This is a genomic window from Pseudomonas ficuserectae, assembly GCF_024584585.1.
GTDB lineage: Bacteria > Pseudomonadota > Gammaproteobacteria > Pseudomonadales > Pseudomonadaceae > Aquipseudomonas > Aquipseudomonas amygdali.
The window spans coordinates 2,680,523-2,696,370 of the sequence record NZ_CP085684.1 but is presented as its reverse complement, the minus strand read 5'-3'; the positions used below and the strand labels follow the sequence as shown (position 1 = coordinate 2,696,370).

Annotated in this window: 14 protein-coding genes; 1 reads left to right on the top strand and 13 read right to left on the bottom strand. The window is 60.4% G+C overall.

Annotation, left to right across the window (positions count from 1 at the left end; genetic code table 11):
* Positions 1-308: 308 nt before the first annotated feature.
* From LJU29_RS11825 to LJU29_RS11785, 9 genes are all read right to left on the bottom strand, one after another.
* The gene (locus LJU29_RS11825) at positions 309-1,709 is read right to left on the bottom strand and encodes an LLM class flavin-dependent oxidoreductase (RefSeq protein ID WP_057424237.1); all 1,401 of its coding nucleotides are present in this window, start codon (positions 1,707-1,709) and stop codon (positions 309-311) included.
* A gap of 4 nt (positions 1,710-1,713) precedes the next feature.
* Complete coding sequence (locus LJU29_RS11820; RefSeq protein ID WP_057452982.1) at positions 1,714-2,154, bottom strand: acyl-CoA dehydrogenase family protein; 441 nt, start codon at positions 2,152-2,154, stop codon at positions 1,714-1,716.
* Between the two features lie 15 nt (positions 2,155-2,169).
* Positions 2,170-3,384, bottom strand: a complete 1,215-nt coding sequence (locus tag LJU29_RS11815; protein WP_004662491.1) for an SfnB family sulfur acquisition oxidoreductase — start codon at positions 3,382-3,384, stop codon at positions 2,170-2,172.
* Between the two features lie 184 nt (positions 3,385-3,568).
* Positions 3,569-4,348 (bottom strand): ABC transporter ATP-binding protein, encoded by a 780-nt coding sequence (locus tag LJU29_RS11810; protein ID WP_257112421.1) that lies wholly within the window; start codon positions 4,346-4,348, stop codon positions 3,569-3,571.
* A 5-nt stretch (positions 4,349-4,353) separates the two neighbouring features.
* Complete coding sequence (locus LJU29_RS11805) at positions 4,354-5,685, bottom strand: ABC transporter substrate-binding protein (protein WP_002553384.1); 1,332 nt, start codon at positions 5,683-5,685, stop codon at positions 4,354-4,356.
* A gap of 47 nt (positions 5,686-5,732) precedes the next feature.
* Positions 5,733-6,800, bottom strand: a complete 1,068-nt coding sequence (locus tag LJU29_RS11800) for a branched-chain amino acid ABC transporter permease (RefSeq protein ID WP_004665249.1) — start codon at positions 6,798-6,800, stop codon at positions 5,733-5,735.
* Positions 6,801-6,821: 21 nt separating this feature from the next.
* Positions 6,822-7,703, bottom strand: coding sequence for a branched-chain amino acid ABC transporter permease (locus tag LJU29_RS11795; RefSeq protein ID WP_005733105.1), 882 nt, complete (start codon positions 7,701-7,703; stop codon positions 6,822-6,824).
* 3 nt (positions 7,704-7,706) lie between these two features.
* Positions 7,707-8,501, bottom strand: coding sequence for an ABC transporter ATP-binding protein (locus LJU29_RS11790; RefSeq protein WP_057452989.1), 795 nt, complete (start codon positions 8,499-8,501; stop codon positions 7,707-7,709).
* A gap of 5 nt (positions 8,502-8,506) precedes the next feature.
* The gene (locus LJU29_RS11785; protein WP_257112420.1) at positions 8,507-9,607 is read right to left on the bottom strand and encodes an AMP-binding protein; all 1,101 of its coding nucleotides are present in this window, start codon (positions 9,605-9,607) and stop codon (positions 8,507-8,509) included.
* Between the two features lie 280 nt (positions 9,608-9,887).
* On the opposite strand from LJU29_RS11785, the gene LJU29_RS11780 reads away from it, so the two are divergent.
* Positions 9,888-11,126 carry an acyl-CoA dehydrogenase family protein gene (locus tag LJU29_RS11780; protein ID WP_257112419.1) on the top strand — a complete coding sequence of 413 codons (1,239 nt, stop codon included), beginning with the start codon at positions 9,888-9,890 and terminating at the stop codon, positions 11,124-11,126.
* Positions 11,127-11,135: 9 nt separating this feature from the next.
* Here the strand turns inward: LJU29_RS11780 and LJU29_RS11775 are convergent, their stop codons facing one another.
* The 4 genes from LJU29_RS11775 to LJU29_RS11760 are packed head-to-tail and all read right to left on the bottom strand — an operon-like array spanning position 11,136 to position 15,701.
* Complete coding sequence (locus LJU29_RS11775) at positions 11,136-12,122, bottom strand: ABC transporter permease (RefSeq protein ID WP_257112417.1); 987 nt, start codon at positions 12,120-12,122, stop codon at positions 11,136-11,138.
* Positions 12,119-13,123, bottom strand: coding sequence for an ABC transporter permease (locus LJU29_RS11770; RefSeq protein ID WP_005756219.1), 1,005 nt, complete (start codon positions 13,121-13,123; stop codon positions 12,119-12,121). The genes LJU29_RS11775 and LJU29_RS11770 overlap by 4 nt, the downstream gene beginning before the upstream one ends.
* The gene (locus LJU29_RS11765) at positions 13,110-14,681 is read right to left on the bottom strand and encodes a sugar ABC transporter ATP-binding protein (protein WP_060406982.1); all 1,572 of its coding nucleotides are present in this window, start codon (positions 14,679-14,681) and stop codon (positions 13,110-13,112) included. The genes LJU29_RS11770 and LJU29_RS11765 overlap by 14 nt, the downstream gene beginning before the upstream one ends.
* Positions 14,682-14,696: 15 nt before the next feature.
* Positions 14,697-15,701 carry a sugar ABC transporter substrate-binding protein gene (locus tag LJU29_RS11760; RefSeq protein ID WP_044344532.1) on the bottom strand — a complete coding sequence of 335 codons (1,005 nt, stop codon included), beginning with the start codon at positions 15,699-15,701 and terminating at the stop codon, positions 14,697-14,699.
* Between the last annotated feature and the right edge of the window lie 147 nt (positions 15,702-15,848).

Here is a 15,848-nt window from a genome sequence, read left to right as displayed (position 1 = left end):
GCCGCAACCTCAAGACCGGACGCAGAGCGTCCAGAACTGCATGCGACGCGGAGCGCCGCACGATAGTTGGGATTATCGTTCCGCACGCTCCAGCGTGGGAATGCCGTTCGTGACGCTCCGCGTCACAAATCTGCGCCGCGCCGCAACCTCAAGACCGGACGCAGAGCGTCCAGAACTGCATGCGACGCGGAGCGCCGCACGATAGTCGGGATTATCGTTCCGCACGCTCCAGCGTGGGAATGCCGTTCGTGACGCTCCGCGTCACAGATTTGCGCCGCGCCACCTGGGCAACGACAGTCGTCAAACGTTTAGGCACTCTCCGTTTGGCGAGCGCGATTTAGTGCAGCGAGGTCGCGAAAGGCAGCGCCCGGGTGCCCCGCTTCCAGGCGCGGTCCTTCGCCGAACAGCTTTTCGCGCAGGGTGCCTTTGGCATATTCGGTCTTGTAGACGCCGCGTTTCTGAAGTTCCGGCACCAGCAGGTCCACCGCATCGATGAACGTTTCATGGGTCAGCGCGTAGGCCAGGTTGAAGCCGTCCACGTCGGTTTCTTCAACCCACTCCTGGAGCAGGTCGGCCACGGTTTCCGGGCTGCCGACAAACAGCGGGCCGAAACCGCCGATACCGACCCAGTCGGCCAGCGCCTGCGGCGTCCACACCGTATTCGGGTCAGCAGTGGAAAAGGTCTCGACTGCCGACTGAATGGCGTTGGTGTGCACATGCCGAAGCGGCTCATAAGGCTTGAACTGGCTGAAGTCGATGCCGGTCCAGCCGGAAATCAACGCCATCGCGCCTTCATAACTGACCCAGCTTTTGTATTCTTCAAACTTGGCCTTGGCCTTGGCGTCCGTTTCACCAAGGATCACCGTCTGCAAGTTGAAAATCAGCACACTGGAGGGGTCACGACCGGCCTCGGCGGTGCGGCGACGGATATCGGCCACGGTCTTTTTCAGTAGAACCTTGGAGGGTGCGGCCACAAAAACGCATTCGGCGTGCTCGGCGGCGAACTGCTTGCCGCGGCTTGAAGCCCCAGCCTGATAGAGAACCGGCGTACGTTGCGGCGACGGCTCGCACAGGTGGATACCCGGCACCTGGAAGTGTTTGCCAACATGACGAATCTCGTGGATCTTGCCGGGGTCACTGAATACCCGACGCTCGCGATCACGCAGAATCGCGCCCTCCTCCCAACTGCCTTCCCAGAGTTTGTAACAAACCTCCAGATACTCCTCGGCATAGTCATAGCGCGCATCGTGCTCGGTAAGGGTTTTCTGCCCTAGATTCTTCGCGCCGCTCTCCAGATACGACGTGACGATATTCCAGCCTGCGCGGCCCTTGGTCAGGTGATCGAGCGTCGACAGACGTCGGGCAAACGGATAAGGATGTTCGAACGACAGCGACGCGGTCAGGCCGAAGCCCAAATGTTCGGTCACCAGCGCCATGGGCGGGATGAGCTGCAACGGGTCGTTGACCGGCACCTGCGTGGCCTGGCGAATGGCCGCCTCACCGTTACCGCGATAAACATCGTAAATGCCCAGCACGTCGGCAATGAACAACCCATCGAACTTGCCGCGCTCAAGAATTCTGGCCAGATCGGTCCAGTATTCCAGGTCCTTGTACTGCCAGGAGCGATCACGAGGATGAGCCCAGAGGCCAGGCGATTGATGACCGACGCAGTTCATGTCGAACGCATTGAGGCGAATCTGACGAGACATACACTTACTCCTGAAGCTGCGGCGGAACCACGCCATTGAGGCGTTGATTGCCGATAACCTGATAGTGCCAGCGCAGCGGTTCACGACCGGTCGGGGCAGGCAATGACGAACGTTTGCCGGTCAGTTCGTACTGAATATTGCCCACCGCCTGCAATGCATCGGCACTGGCGATGACCGCCTCGCTGCTGGCGACAAGGCGCTGCTCGGAAGAGCCATCCAGCCTTTGGGCACGCTCCAGCAGCGCAGCGGCAACCTCCAGACGAATCTGCAGATCTCCGACTTTGCTGATCACATAGGGGTCATCGACAATGCGCTGCAGGTCACTGAGCGGCCATGGCTGAGCGTGCTCACGCAGGTAATCGAGGGTGTCTTGCAAGCCTTCGCGCGCCTGACCAAGGTCTTCGGCGGCGACCTTCAGTTGTGCGGTAATAGCGGGATGCGTCATGGGCGTACTCCTTGATCAGTTCCAGGCATGGCGTGGCGGTGCAATGCCGTTGAGCACCTGATTACCGATCAGGTGATATTTCCAGCGTGCCGGGTCATGCAGGGTGTGGGTGCGCGCATTGCGCCAGTAACGGTCCAGATTGAGTTTGCCCAGCACCGAACGGGTGCCAGCCAGTTCGAACAGCTGGCTGCTGGCGAGCAAGGCAATCTGTGCCGACAGCACCTTGGCCTGCGCGACGATCACCGATGCTTGCGCGACGCTGGCCTCACTGGGTTCGGCCAACGCATGGTCAATGGCTTGGCCGGCCTTGGCGAGAATCGCGTCGGTGCCATGCAGCCGCCACTGCAAGTCGCCGATGGTGGCGATGCTGAACGGGTCCTGCCAGCCGAAATCCTGCTTGCTGTCGATCCATGGCCGCGCCAGTCGTGCGTGCTTGAGGGTTTCCTCGAAGGCGCCGTGAGCGATGCCAGTGTCCACCGCCGCCTGGATAATCTGCGAAATAGGCCCGTCGGCAGTCGGCTCATCGAAGGCCCGGTGCGCAGGGATCACCGCGCTCGACGGCACGCGGACAGCATTCAGGACTGCCCCGCCGCTGGCGGTGGTGCGCTGGCCGAAACCGTCCCAGTTGTCGATGATCGTCAGGCCCGGATTGTCGCGCTCGACGAACGCGATAAAGGCCTGATTCTTCTCGTTGACCCCCGCCACTGGCACGATGTGCGCGAACAGCGCGCCGGTGCAGTAAAACTTTTCACCGTCCAGCACCGCGTGCTCGCCATCGAAGCGGATACGGGTCTGGAAGGCTCCGGCGTTCTTGCTTTTCGACTCGGAGAACGCATTGCCGAAGCGGTAACCGGCCAGTGCCTTGCCGAAATAGTGGCGCTTCTGCTCCTCGGTACCGGTCTGCAGCAGGATATCGAGCACGCCCAGATGGTTCTGCGGGATCTGCCCGAGCGAAGAGTCGGCGGCAGAAATGATCTTGATCACTTGCGCAACGGTGACGTAGGAAACGCCTGCACCGCCATAGGCTTTGGGCACGGTAATGGCCCACAGTCCGCTGGCGGAAAACTCATCCAGCTCAGCGACCGGCAGACGGCGTTCGCGATCACGCAGCGACGCTTCCTCGGCGAACCGGCTGGCCAGTGCCGTGGCGACTTCGATGGCTTCGGCATCGGAAGCGATGACATGTGCTCTGGGCGGTGCTGCAGGTGGAATTGAGAGTGGGTTACTCATGGGCTGGCTCCTGCTCGTTGGCGACAGGTTGAAAACACTCAACACGCTTGACCTTGAACAGTGCATAGCCCGTGCCGTAAATTATTTTTCTTTTAAAACAGTCGCTTGCATTAAATTTAAGATTCTCGGCGGTGCCCCGCAGAACAAAATGTCCGAACACTGTTGCTGGGCGAACAGCGGGGATTCACACTTGAGTCGCTGTGCCCAGATAGAAGTTCTGGATATCGTCACTCCCGGCCAGTTCCTGCGCAGTCCCTGAGCCCACCACCCGGCCGTTCTCCAGCACATAACCGAAGTGCGCGTATTCCAGGGTCAGATTGATATTCTGCTCGGCCACCAGCAGGCTCAGCCCCGCCTCGCGATTGAGCCGCGCCAGCGTGTCAAAAATTTCCTCGACTACCTGCGGAGCCAGTCCCATGGAAGGCTCGTCGAGCAGCAGTAAACGAGGCTGGGACATCAATGCCCGGCCGATGGCGACCATCTGCTGTTCACCGCCCGACGTATAGCCGGTCAGCCGTTTACGCAGCAGGCGCAGCCTGGGGAAGTAGCTGTAGACCCTCTCCAGCCTGGCCTTGATTTCGGCCCGTGATGGTCGCGACACAAAAGCGCCGATCAGCAGGTTCTGCTCGACACTCAAGTGGGTGAAGCAGTGTCGACCTTCCAGCACCTGCGCCAGACCGTTTTTGACCAGTGCCGAAGGATCGGAATGGGTGATTGGCAGGCCCTGGTAGTGAATCCGGCCACTGACCACCTCGCCCCGCTCGGCACTCACCAGTCTGGAAATGGCCTTGAGCGTAGTGCTTTTGCCCGCGCCATTGGCCCCCAGCAAGGCCACGATCTGGCCCTGCCGAACCTGCAGACTGATCCCGCGCAACGCGAGGATGGATTGCTCGTAGAACACCTCGACCTGCTCCACCGACAGAATGGTTTCGGCAGCGGGCGCAGCATGCGGGATCAGGCTCATCGGGTTTACTGCTCCTTGCTGCAATCGCGCGGGGTAATGCCTTTTTCCTTGGCGTACTGCGCAGCCGATGCCTCGATGATGGGCCGCAACAAGGCACGATCAGCCTGTATCCAGTCGCTGATCAGGTTCCAGCGCTGGCCGTCCCATTGCTGAAAGCGCACCGCACCACCGCCTTCGTGGTCAGCGCACGACAGCTTCAATGGCTGTACCAGCCCTTTGGCACCCAGCGCCTGCAAGCGTGCGTCGTCAAGGTTCAAATGCTCAAACCCCCAGCGCACCTGCTCGCCAGTCAGTGGCTTATTGCCGAATCGGGCCTGTGCAATGCGCAGCGCTTCGACATTGAGGATGCCGTTCACCACACCCAGGTTGTAATACACGGTGCCAAAACGTTTGGGGTCGGCCAGGTTGCCTTGGCCCTTGTCGAGCACCGCCGTCTTGATGCCTTGCAGCACCGGGAAGTCGGTCCCGGAGGGGTGCGTGGTGATAGAAATGAAGCCCTTGGCGGCTGCCCCTGCGGGAATCACGTCTTCCTCGGAATTGCTCCAGATGTTGCCAATGATGTGATCCACCGGAAAGCCAACCTTCTGCGCCGACTTCAGCGCCACCGGATTCATCACCCCCCAACCACGCAGGATCACCCAGTCGGGCTTGAGGCGACGAATGTTCAGCCATTGCGATTGCTGTTCGTTACCGGGGTGCGGCACTTCAAGGGTGGTCAGCTCGAAGCCGTAATTTTTTGCCAGGGTTTCCAGTACACCATTGGTTTCCTTGCCATACGGCGAGCCGTGATACAGCACAGCGATTTTCTTGCCCTTGAGCGACGCCAGGCCGCCTTCACGCTGACCGATGTAATTGACGATGGCCGACACTTCGGAGTACGGGTTCAACTGCAGCGGAAACACATAGGGAAAGACACTGCCGTCTGTGGAATCCGTGCGTCCGTGGTTGATGGTGATCAGCGGAAGTTTGTCGGCAGTAGAGCGCTCCAGCGTGGCGTAGGCGATGCCGACGGAAAGCGGGTTGGTCGCCGCCGCCGGAGCACCGTTGAGCCCGCCTTTGAGACGCTCGTAGCACTCGACGCCCTTCTCCACCACGTATTCGGTTTCGCACTCCGACCAGGTCAACTTGACGCCATTGACCCCACCGTTGGCATTGACGTATTGCAGGTAGTCGATGAAACCACCGAAAAACCCGGTGCCGCCCGCAGCATAAGGGCCAACCCGGTAGCTCTGCAGCGGGAAATACTGCTCGTTGGCAGCCTGTGCCGTGGTAGCCAGACCACACCCCAGCAGGGCCATACCGAGGGCCAGACGCAACAGGGATTTTCGGTGTTTCATAGGCGCATTCCTTGAGGTACACGAGGTTTTTGTGGGTGAGTAACCAGTCAATAGCGCAGCGGCCAGACGCGTGCGCGCTGACGAAAGCGCAGCCAGAGACGCGCCAGCCCTTCGGGCTCCTTGATCAGAAAAGCGATGATCAAGGCACCGAAAAGCATCTTCTGAATGTTTTCCAGTTGCCCGGAATCGATCAGGCCGACCGGCAACAAGGCGCTGAGGTTGCCGAGCAGAATCGGGAACAGCACGATGAAAGCTGCGCCAAGGAAGTTGCCTTGCACGCTGCCCAACCCGCCGATAATGATGATGAACAGAATCTGGAATGACCGGTTCAGGTCAAAACCATGCGGCTCGACCGTGCCCAGATAAGCGAACGCCCACAGCGAGCCAGCGACGCCCAGATAGAAACCGCTGATGGCGAATGCCAGAAGTTTGGCCTTGAACAGGCGGATGCCGATTACCGCAGCGGCGGTGTCCATATCGCGCACGGCCATCCAGTTGCGGCCCAGCTCGCCGCGAAGCAGATTTCTCGCCAGCCAGAAAAGCAGCACTACCAGCCCAAGCGTCAACAGGTAGCGGCCTTGCGGCGAGCTGAAATTCACCCCGGCGATGATCAGTGGCGGCGAGGTGATCACGCCCGAGGCATTGTCGTTGGTGAACCAGCTGAAGCGGGTCAACACCCACTCGACCACAAACTGTGCGGCGAGTGTCGAGACCAGCAGGTAGAAGCCCTTGATCCGCAGGCTCGGCAGCCCGAACAGCAACGCCACCAGCGCAGACACCAGCCCGCCCAGCGCAAAACCGAGCAGCAATGGCATGCCCGGCACCCGCAGTTGCAGGTTATAGGCAGCGAAAGCACCCACCGCCATGAACGCAGCCGAGCCCAGCGATAACTGCCCGGCGTATCCGGTTAACAGGTTAAGCCCCAGCCCCGCCAGCGACAGCACCAGAAACGGAATCAGGATCGCGCTGAACCAGTAATCGTTACCCAGCAACGGCACTGCGATAAAAGCGAATACCAACAGACTCCACAGCCCGATGCGGTCCTGGCGCAGACGAAACACCCGGCGTTCATCCGCGTAGCTACTCGCCAGTTGTCCGGTTTCTCGATAAAGCATGGCATTGATCCTTGATGAAAGTCAGACGCGCTCTATCGCCCGCTCGCCGAACAGGCCGGCAGGACGAACCAGCAGAAACAACAGCGCCAGCACATACGGCACCCAGTTTTCGATACCGCTGCCGATGATCGGCCCCAGGTAAATCTCGGCCAGCTTCTCGGCTGCGCCGATTATCAGACCGCCGACAATCGCTCCGCCAATCGAGGAAAAACCGCCAATGATCAACACCGGCAGCGCCTTAAGCACCACCAGTGACAGGGAAAACTGCACCCCCAGCCGCGCCCCCCAGAGCAGCCCGGCCACCAGTCCGACAAACCCGGCCACGGCCCAGACCACCGCCCAGATGCGTGGCAAACGGATACCCACGGCCAGCGAGGCCAATGGGTCGTCCGCCACTGCACGCAACGACAGACCGATACGAGTACGGTTGAACAGCAACGACAGGGCAATCACCAGCGCCGCAGCCGTGCCCGCCGCGAACAGGTCGAACTGCGAGAGCAACATGCCGCGAATTTCCAGTGGCTCGTCAGGGATGCCCAGCTCAAGGCCGTGAACCTGCGCCCCCCACAGCGCCTGGGCCAGGCCTTCGATCATGTACGACAGGCCAAGGGTGGCCATGAACAGAATGATCGGTGGACGATTGACCAGTGGGCGCAGAACCATTCTTTCGATCAACAGCGCCAGCACCACCATGCTGGCCAGCGTTGCCAGAAACGCCCAGAAAAATGGCACACCCCGCTCCAGCAGGCTGACAAACGTCAGCGCCGCGAACAGCACCATCGCGCCCTGAGCGAAGTTGAACACCCCCGACGCCTTGTAGATCAGCACAAACCCAATCGCCACCAGCGAGTACATGACACCTGCCAACAGCCCGCCGATCAGCACTTCAAAGAAGAATTCCATGGTTTATGGTTTCCCGACCGAAAACGAACGACGCGTGCCGAGATACGCAGCGATTACCTGAGGGTTGGCGCGAACCTGCGCGGGTGTGCCATCCCCGATCTTGCGACCGTAATCCAGCACCACCACATGGTCGCTGAGGCCCATCACCACACCGATGTCGTGCTCGATCAGCACCACAGTGACGCCCAGCTCACGATTGATATCGCGGATGAACTGACTCATCTCGTGCTTCTCTTCGGCATTCATTCCGGCCATCGGCTCGTCCAGCAACAGCAGACGCGGTTCCGCCGCCAGGGCGCGGGCCAGTTCGACACGTTTTTGCAGGCCATAGGAAAGTTTGCCCACCAATGCGTGGCGCCACGGGTGGATGCGCAGAAACTCAATCACCCGCTCGGCATGCCGGCGTTGTTCGTCGTCTTCGGCAGGTGCCCGACCGATGCGCAGCATCTGCTCAAGCCAGGTACTGCGCCGTTTGAGATTGCGCCCGGTCAACACGTTGTCCAGCACACTCATGCCCTTGAACAAGGCGATATTCTGAAAAGTACGGGCGATACCGCCCTCGGCCGCCTGGTGCGGACGCATCCGGCGGCGCGTCTGGCCGGCATAAGTGATGGAGCCGCTTTGCGCCTGATACACGCCATTGATGACGTTGAGCAGCGAACTCTTGCCCGCACCATTGGGGCCTATCAATGCGCAGATCTCGCCTGTAGCCACCGAGAAACTGATTGAGGCAACAGCTTTAACCCCTTTGAAAGATAAGGAAATATCTTCAAGTTCCAACAGCGCCACAGGCGCCAGCGCATTCAAGACGGCACACCCAGTAGTGCTGGCGTATGCGGCATATCATCTGCCGGTTCTTGCGGCTGATTGGCCTGGCTCGCTGCCCCCAACCTGATTGGCCTGATACCCAGCGCCGTAAAAAATGCTTCGCTCTGTGGCGTCAGCGCATCGCCTGCCAGCAATGGTTTAGCCAGCCGACTCATGCCCAACACGTCCAGCAGCGGGCGGCGAATCAACCAATAACCCAGCCAGCGCCGCACGGCACCCGGAGCAGGAGCCATCGCCCATTGATAAAGCCGGTGGCTGATGCTGCCTAGTAGCGGCAAGCGCTCCCTGACCCAGAGTTCCAGACGTGCGTAGGACTCGCGAGTGCCCAGCACCAGGGTGGGCCCCAGTTCGCGACGGTCGTTGTCGCGAGTGCCAAGGGCCTCGGGAAAATTCAGGCAAAACCCGGCAACCAGCCAGGGTGCCAACAGATAGCGCGCCTGCCCGCTGGCGGCAAACACTCTGGCGGCCAATGCCTGATCCTGGCTGGAAAGCGCATGCCTTTGCGCCAATTGCCTTGCGTCCGAAAGCAGAACTGCATGACTCAACTGCAGGTCCGGCTGCCAGTCGACAGCGGGAAAGACAAAGGCCGCAGCCCGGCTCTGGCGCGGATCGGCAACGTTGCCAGCCGGTCCGTCCAGCAGTCGGGCATAGTCGATCACCCCGCTGTCATCAGCCTCAGTCAGGCCGCGCTTGTCCAGCAACACGACGATGCCCGGTGAGGCGACGCGCACCTGGAGAAGCGCTTCCAGCCCGTCGACCACTGCAAACTCCGGGGACTGGCCTGCCAGCCATGCGCGGTTATCCAGCGCCGGGTCGAGCAGGCTGACGCTGCCCCCAAGCCAGTGCGCCGCCAGCGTCAACAACAACGCTTCGGCTCGCGCCTCGCTGATAATGAACAGCCTGTCGGCCGGGCCGAACCCGACGCCCTTCAAGGCAGCGGCCAAGCTTCTGACGTCACTGGCCAGCTCGCCCCAGCTACGTTTCTGCCAGATACCGAATTGCTTGTAACGCAAGGCCGTCTGTTCAGGGCGGCTTTGAGCCTGCTGTAGCAGCGCCTGGGGCAATGAGTCGCACATGTTGCGCTTCCGTCGATAAAGAATCGATGAAGCCATAGCAGCGAGCGTGCCAGTCTAACAACCTTATTAATATCAATAGGTTGCAACGCCTGAATGAGTTTTGTCACTGTGCGGTTTGCAGACAAGCTGTTGCGCGGCTGTTGCCCGGACAACAGATGAATCCGCCAATTAAAATAAAATCTATAAAAATCATATAGTTATATTCAGGCATAAAGCATGCAGAGATATGCACGAACCCACCCGGCCCATGTGCCGATCTCTTCGCGTTCAGGAGTACCGCATGACTCAATCAACCGACTCAAACCCTCTCTCGCTGGGCACCGATTACGAAACTCTGGCCAACCGGTTCCGGCCGATTTTCCGCGAGATCGGCGCTGGCAACGTCGAACGCGAGAAAGCCCGCGCCCTGCCCTATGAACCGATTGCCTGGTTGAAGAAAGCCGGTTTCGGCGCTGTGCGGGTACCCGTCGAATACGGCGGTGCGGGTGCTTCGGTGAGCCAGCTGTTTCAACTGCTGATAGAACTGGCCGAAGCCGACTCGAACATTCCGCAAGCCTTGCGAGCGCATTTCGCCTTTGTCGAAGACCGCTTGAATGCACCACCGGGCGCCGACCGTGACACATGGTTTGCACGCTTCGTGGCTGGGGATCTGGTCGGCAACGGCTGGACCGAGGTAGGGGCAGTGAAAATCGGCGATGTGATAACCAAAGTCAGCCCTCAAGGCGATGGCTTCGTGCTTAACGGCACCAAGTTTTACAGCACCGGCAGCATTTTCGCCGACTGGATCGACGTCTACGCCCAGCGCGCCGACACTGGGGCCGATGTGATTGCGGTGGTGGATGCCAGGCACGCAGGCGTGCGTCACAGTGACGACTGGGACGGGTTTGGCCAGCGCACCACCGGCAGTGGCACCTCGGTGTACGACAATGTGCCGCTGCCCGCCACACATGTCATCCCGTTCGAGCAGCGTTTCAAATACCAGACGGCGTTCTATCAGCTGGTGCTGCTGGCGGTGCTGGCAGGTATTGGCCGAGCCGTCGAACGCGACATCGCGCATGAAGTGCGCGACCGCAAGCGCATCTTCAGCCACGGCAATGCGAGCAGCGTCAGCCAGGACTCACAGGTGCAGCAAGTGGTCGGGCAGATCTCCGCTCAGGTCTACGCCGCCGAAGCGGCCACCCTGCGTTCTGCCGAGCCTTTGCAACGCGCTTATGTCGCACGCTTCGGCAATAATCCACAGCAGGAAAAAGACGCCAACATTGCCGCGGAAATCGAGACTGCCAAGGCGCAGGTCATTGTGTCGGAACTGGTGCTGCGCGCTGCCACCGAGCTGTTCAATGCGCTGGGCGCTTCAGGCGTCAGCGTCAACAAGGCGCTGGATCGCCACTGGCGTAATGCGCGCACGGCGGCATCGCACAATCCGCTGATCTACAAGGCGCGCATTGTCGGTGACTGGCGCATCAATGGTACCGAGCCGCCTTTTGTCTGGCAGATCGGCAGCGGTACCGGCAAAGCCTGAAGTGTAAGGTTACGCCGCGTTACGCAACAGGTGGCGACTGGCAAAGCTGAACGCCAGCACCAGAAAGATCAGCACCCCGGTCGCTACCTGCTGCCAATAGAAGTTCCAGCCGATCAACAACAAACCATTGGCGATGACGTTGATGAACAGCACGCCCAATAACGTCCCGACAATGTTGGCACGCCCATGGCGACTCAGCGTCGTGCCGATGAACACCGCGCCAATGGCGTTGATCAGGTAGGCATTGCCCGACATCGGCACATAGGCGTTGACCGTGGAGCTGAGCATTATACCGGCGACCGCGCAGGCCAGAGCGCTGGCGACAAACACCTGTACGGCGATGCGCCGGGTAGAAAGCCCCGAGTAATACGCCAGCTGCGGCTGAGTCCCCAGCGCAAGCATTTCCCGCCCCAAACGGCCACGCGCCAGCACCAGCCCGTAAAACCCTGCCAGCACCCCGACCACCACCAGAGGCAATGGCACGCCCAGAATCAGTACACCGCTAATGCCCGGCAACGCGCCCTGAGCGATGTAGATAGGTTGACCACCGTCGGATAACAGCTGCTGCACGCTGGTGCCGATAAACAACGTATCCAGCGTCGCCAGAAACGGCGAAATACGCAGCCCGGCGATCAGCGTCGCATTAAACGCGCCCGCCGCGCCGCCTGCCAACAAGGCCACCGCGATGGCCGCACCCAGACCGTGGCCGCCATTGAGCGTGACGACAAAGCCGAGGCTGGCAAAGTCCAGCGCTGTTCCCACCGACAGATCGATGCCGCCGGCAGCAACTGCCCAGGTCATACCGACGGCCACAATGGCCAGCAACACAAAATTATTCAGCACCAGGCTCGACAGGTTGCCCCAGCTCAGAAATCCCGGTGCATTGATGGCGAAAAACAGCAGGATGATCAGCACCAACAGCGGCAGGACCGCAGGCAAAAGGCGCGGCAGGAATTTCACCAGTGTTGAAGAAGTGTTCAGGGTCAGCGTATTCATTGTTCACCCTCCCGGCGGCCCAGCGCCCCGGAAAATGCCACCACCAGCAGGATCAGCACGCCTTGGACGCCATTGACCCAGAAATTGGAAATGTTCAGTAATTGAAAGCCATTGATCAGAAAACCCAGCAGCAACGTCGCCAGCAAGGTGCCAGGAATGTTGGCGGTCAGGCGCCGCGAGAACACCACACCGAGAAAGGCAATCGCCACCACTGACAGCAGCATGTCGCCGGAGCCGGTGGTGCTGCCACTGAAAAATGCAGCAGAGCAGAACGCCGCAATGGCGGCGCAGCCACCGGCAATCAGGTAGCTGGCGAACACATGGCCCTGCAGATTCAGGCCGGCAGCAGTTGCCGCTTGCGGGTATTCACCGATGGCATACAGGCGCAGGCCAAACGCGCTGTGCTGAATCAGCAGCCACAACAGCGCTGCAACACTCAGCAACACCCACGCCAGCGCCGGAATGCCCAGCCAGACGCCGGAAGCCAGACTGTCCAGCAGCGCGGAATCGGTAGCCAGTACGGTGTTCTGGGTCAGCACCAGCTCCAGACCTGCAATCAAATTCATGCTCGCAAGCGTCGCCAGCAAGGGCGGCAAGCGTAATAACACCACTGCCAGACCATTGAGCGCCCCAACCAGCAGACCACAGGCGAGCGTCAAACCAATCGCTTGCCAGGCTTCGAAACCGGCGTTGTTCAGACTGCTGTAAACGGCTGCGCACAGACCGAGATTGGCCGCCAGCGACAGGTCCAGCCCTCCGCTGACAACATTGGAGCCGCCACCGATAACCACACATGTCAGGCCCAGCGCCAATATGCCCAGCACGGCTGACTGGGCGAACACGTTGCTGATGTTGCCGATGCTGAGAAAGTTGGGCGCGCTGACCGCAAAGCCCAGCAGTATCGCCAGAAATACCAGTAACGAACCGCGCTGTGCCAGCCGTACCAGCCAGCGTTGCGAGGGATCGCCGACCTGAATGACTGATGTTTCAAGCGTGGACATGGCGGGTCTCCTGGAGAGTATTTTTACCGTCATGACGGCTTTCGCTGGCACCGGTGGCGCAGGCCAGCAACTGGTCACTGTCGGTGCTCGACGAATCGAATTCGCCCGCAATACGCCCCCTGTGCAGCACCACAATGCGCTGGGTGATGCCGATCAGTTCCGGCAGGTCCGACGACAGCACCAGCACTGCTGCACCGCCTTCAGCCAGCCGGGCAATCAGCCGGTAGATTTCCACCTTGGCACCAATGTCGACACCCACACTGGGCTCATCCAGCAGGTACAACGTCGAGTGTCGACTCAGCCATTTGGCCAAGGCGACCTTTTGCTGGTTGCCACCACTGAGCAATTGAACCGCCGCATCATGGTCTGAGGTCTTGATCGCCAGTTCACCGATCAGGCGCTGACTTTCCCTTGACTGCGCAGCACCGTCGAGCAATCCCCAGCGGCTGAAGCGCCCGAGGCTGGCCAGGGTAATGTTCTCCAGCACCGAAAGCGCTGGCGCTACGCCATGCGTGCGGCGCTCTTCGGGGACCAGCGCGATACCGTTGCGCACCGCATCACGAGGGGATTTCAGTTGCAACGGCTGACCGTTCAACAGCAAGCCGCCGCGATCCGGCTTGAGCAGCCCGAACAGGCTCTTGAGCAGTTCCTTGGCACCCGAGCCGACCAGCCCGGTCAGGCCCACCACCTCGCCACTTCGCACGCTCAGGTCAACGCCGTTGTAAAAGCGCCCTGCTCCCAGCCCGTTCAATTGAAGCACTGGCGGGCCGGGCTGCGTCTGCGCCCGGAAATATTGCTCACCCACGTCACGATTGACCATCAGCCGGGCGATCTGCGCGGTGCTGACAAGCGCGGGATCAACCACCGCCACATCGCGTCCATTGCGCAGCACGGTGACCTGATCACACAACGATTCGATTTCCTGCAGGTAGTGGGAGATGTACACAATGGTCAGACCGTCATCGCGCAAGCGCCGGACAATCGCCAACAACCGGTCCACCTCCTGTTTGACCAGTGACACACTCGGCTCGTCGAACACCAGCACCTGCGGTTTGGCCAGCAGTGCGCGAGTGATCTGCAATATCTGTCGCTGCGCGCTGTCCAGATCGCGTACCAGCGCCCCGCTCGGCAGGCGCATGGCAAAATAATCATCCAGCAACCGGGCCGCTTCGCGCTCCTGAGCGCGTCGATCGACGAACAGACCGCGTTTGATTTCCTGCCCAAAAAACAACGCCTCGCCGACGCTGAAGCTGCCCGGCAGCAAGCGCTCCTGATGAATGAAATGCACGCCCGCGGCTTCAATCTGGCGCGGAGTAAAGCTGTCGAACTGCTGGCCATGAATACTCAAGCTGCCCGCATCGGCGCGATGAATACCGGCGAGGACCTTGATCAGGGTTGACTTGCCTGCGCCGTTTTCGCCAACCAGCCCATGAATCGTTCCGGCCTCGACCCGCAGGTTGACACCATCCAGTGCCTTAGTGGCGCCAAAGCGCTTACTGATGCCCTGCAAGTACAAGGCCGCCGTTGCCCTCGTAACGTCTGCAATCGCTGCTCTCATGGTCGATCTCCTGCGTCAGTTATCACCCCTGAGTTCCTGCACTTGCGGCAGGTTGGCGGCCGTGGTCAGCAGGGTCGGCACCTGAGTCTCTTTGGGCAGGTCGCGTTGCCCGGCCAGGTAGCGAGCGACGTTCTGCACCGCGGTCTTGCCGATCAGGGCCGGCTGCTGCGCAACCACCGCACCAATCGGCGAGTTCTCACGGCGCATCAGCTCAAGCACTTCCGGGGTGCCGTCGACGCCATAGGTCTTGATTTCAGTTCTTCCGGCGTCGATCAGTGCCTTGCTGGCACCCAGCTGGGGAATGTCCCAGGCCGCCCAGATCGCCGAAACACTGCCTTTGGGATACTTGTTAAGCAGTGCCGAGACTTGCGAGTAAGCGTCTTGAACCGTGTTGGGAATGACGTCACGCAACTCCGGCTCGATGATTTTCAGTTCCGGATGATCCTTGAGCGCCAACTTGAGCTGGTCGTAACGAATGGCACACACCGGCACACCATAAAAGCCGTTGAATACCAGCACGTTGCCCTTGCCGCCCGCGTCTTTGATCAGTTGCCCGGCCAGTGCCTTGCCGGTGGCAATATTGTCCGAGGTGGTGTTGTTGAGGCTGTATTGCGAAGGTGCATCGATGGTGAATAGTGGAATCCCCGCCTTGCTGATGCGCTTGAGCCAGGGGTCGATAACGCTGAGTGTGCCCAGGGTCTGAATCACCGCGTCGGGCTTTTGCGTGACCACGGTCTGCAGTTGATTGACCAGGTTCTTGTCGTTGCGACCTGCATCAAGCGTTATAGGCGTGCCGCCCAGGCGCTTGACCTCATCCACCTGCGCCTGAAACGTCTTGATATCGAAGTAGTGACTGGTACCGGTCATGCTGATCGCGATGCGCTTGCCCGCCAGCGAAGGTACATCGCTGTCATCGGCATATGCCGTCGCGACAAGGCTGGTGGCCAACACGGTCAGCGCCAGAGCGCGCCCTAATGCACGCAGGCGGGTTGGCTGGTAAATCGGGACGGCATCAGGCATTCGGGTGGCTCCGCTGGCTCAGGAAAACAATCCTGATCAGCAGTGCACAGGTCATGCCCAAAGCCCTGCGGTTACGCTGGCAACGGCGCAGAGCCTGGCTTGCAGGCTATTGCGCCGAATTGCGTCTAGGCTGATAGCCGACGCTTC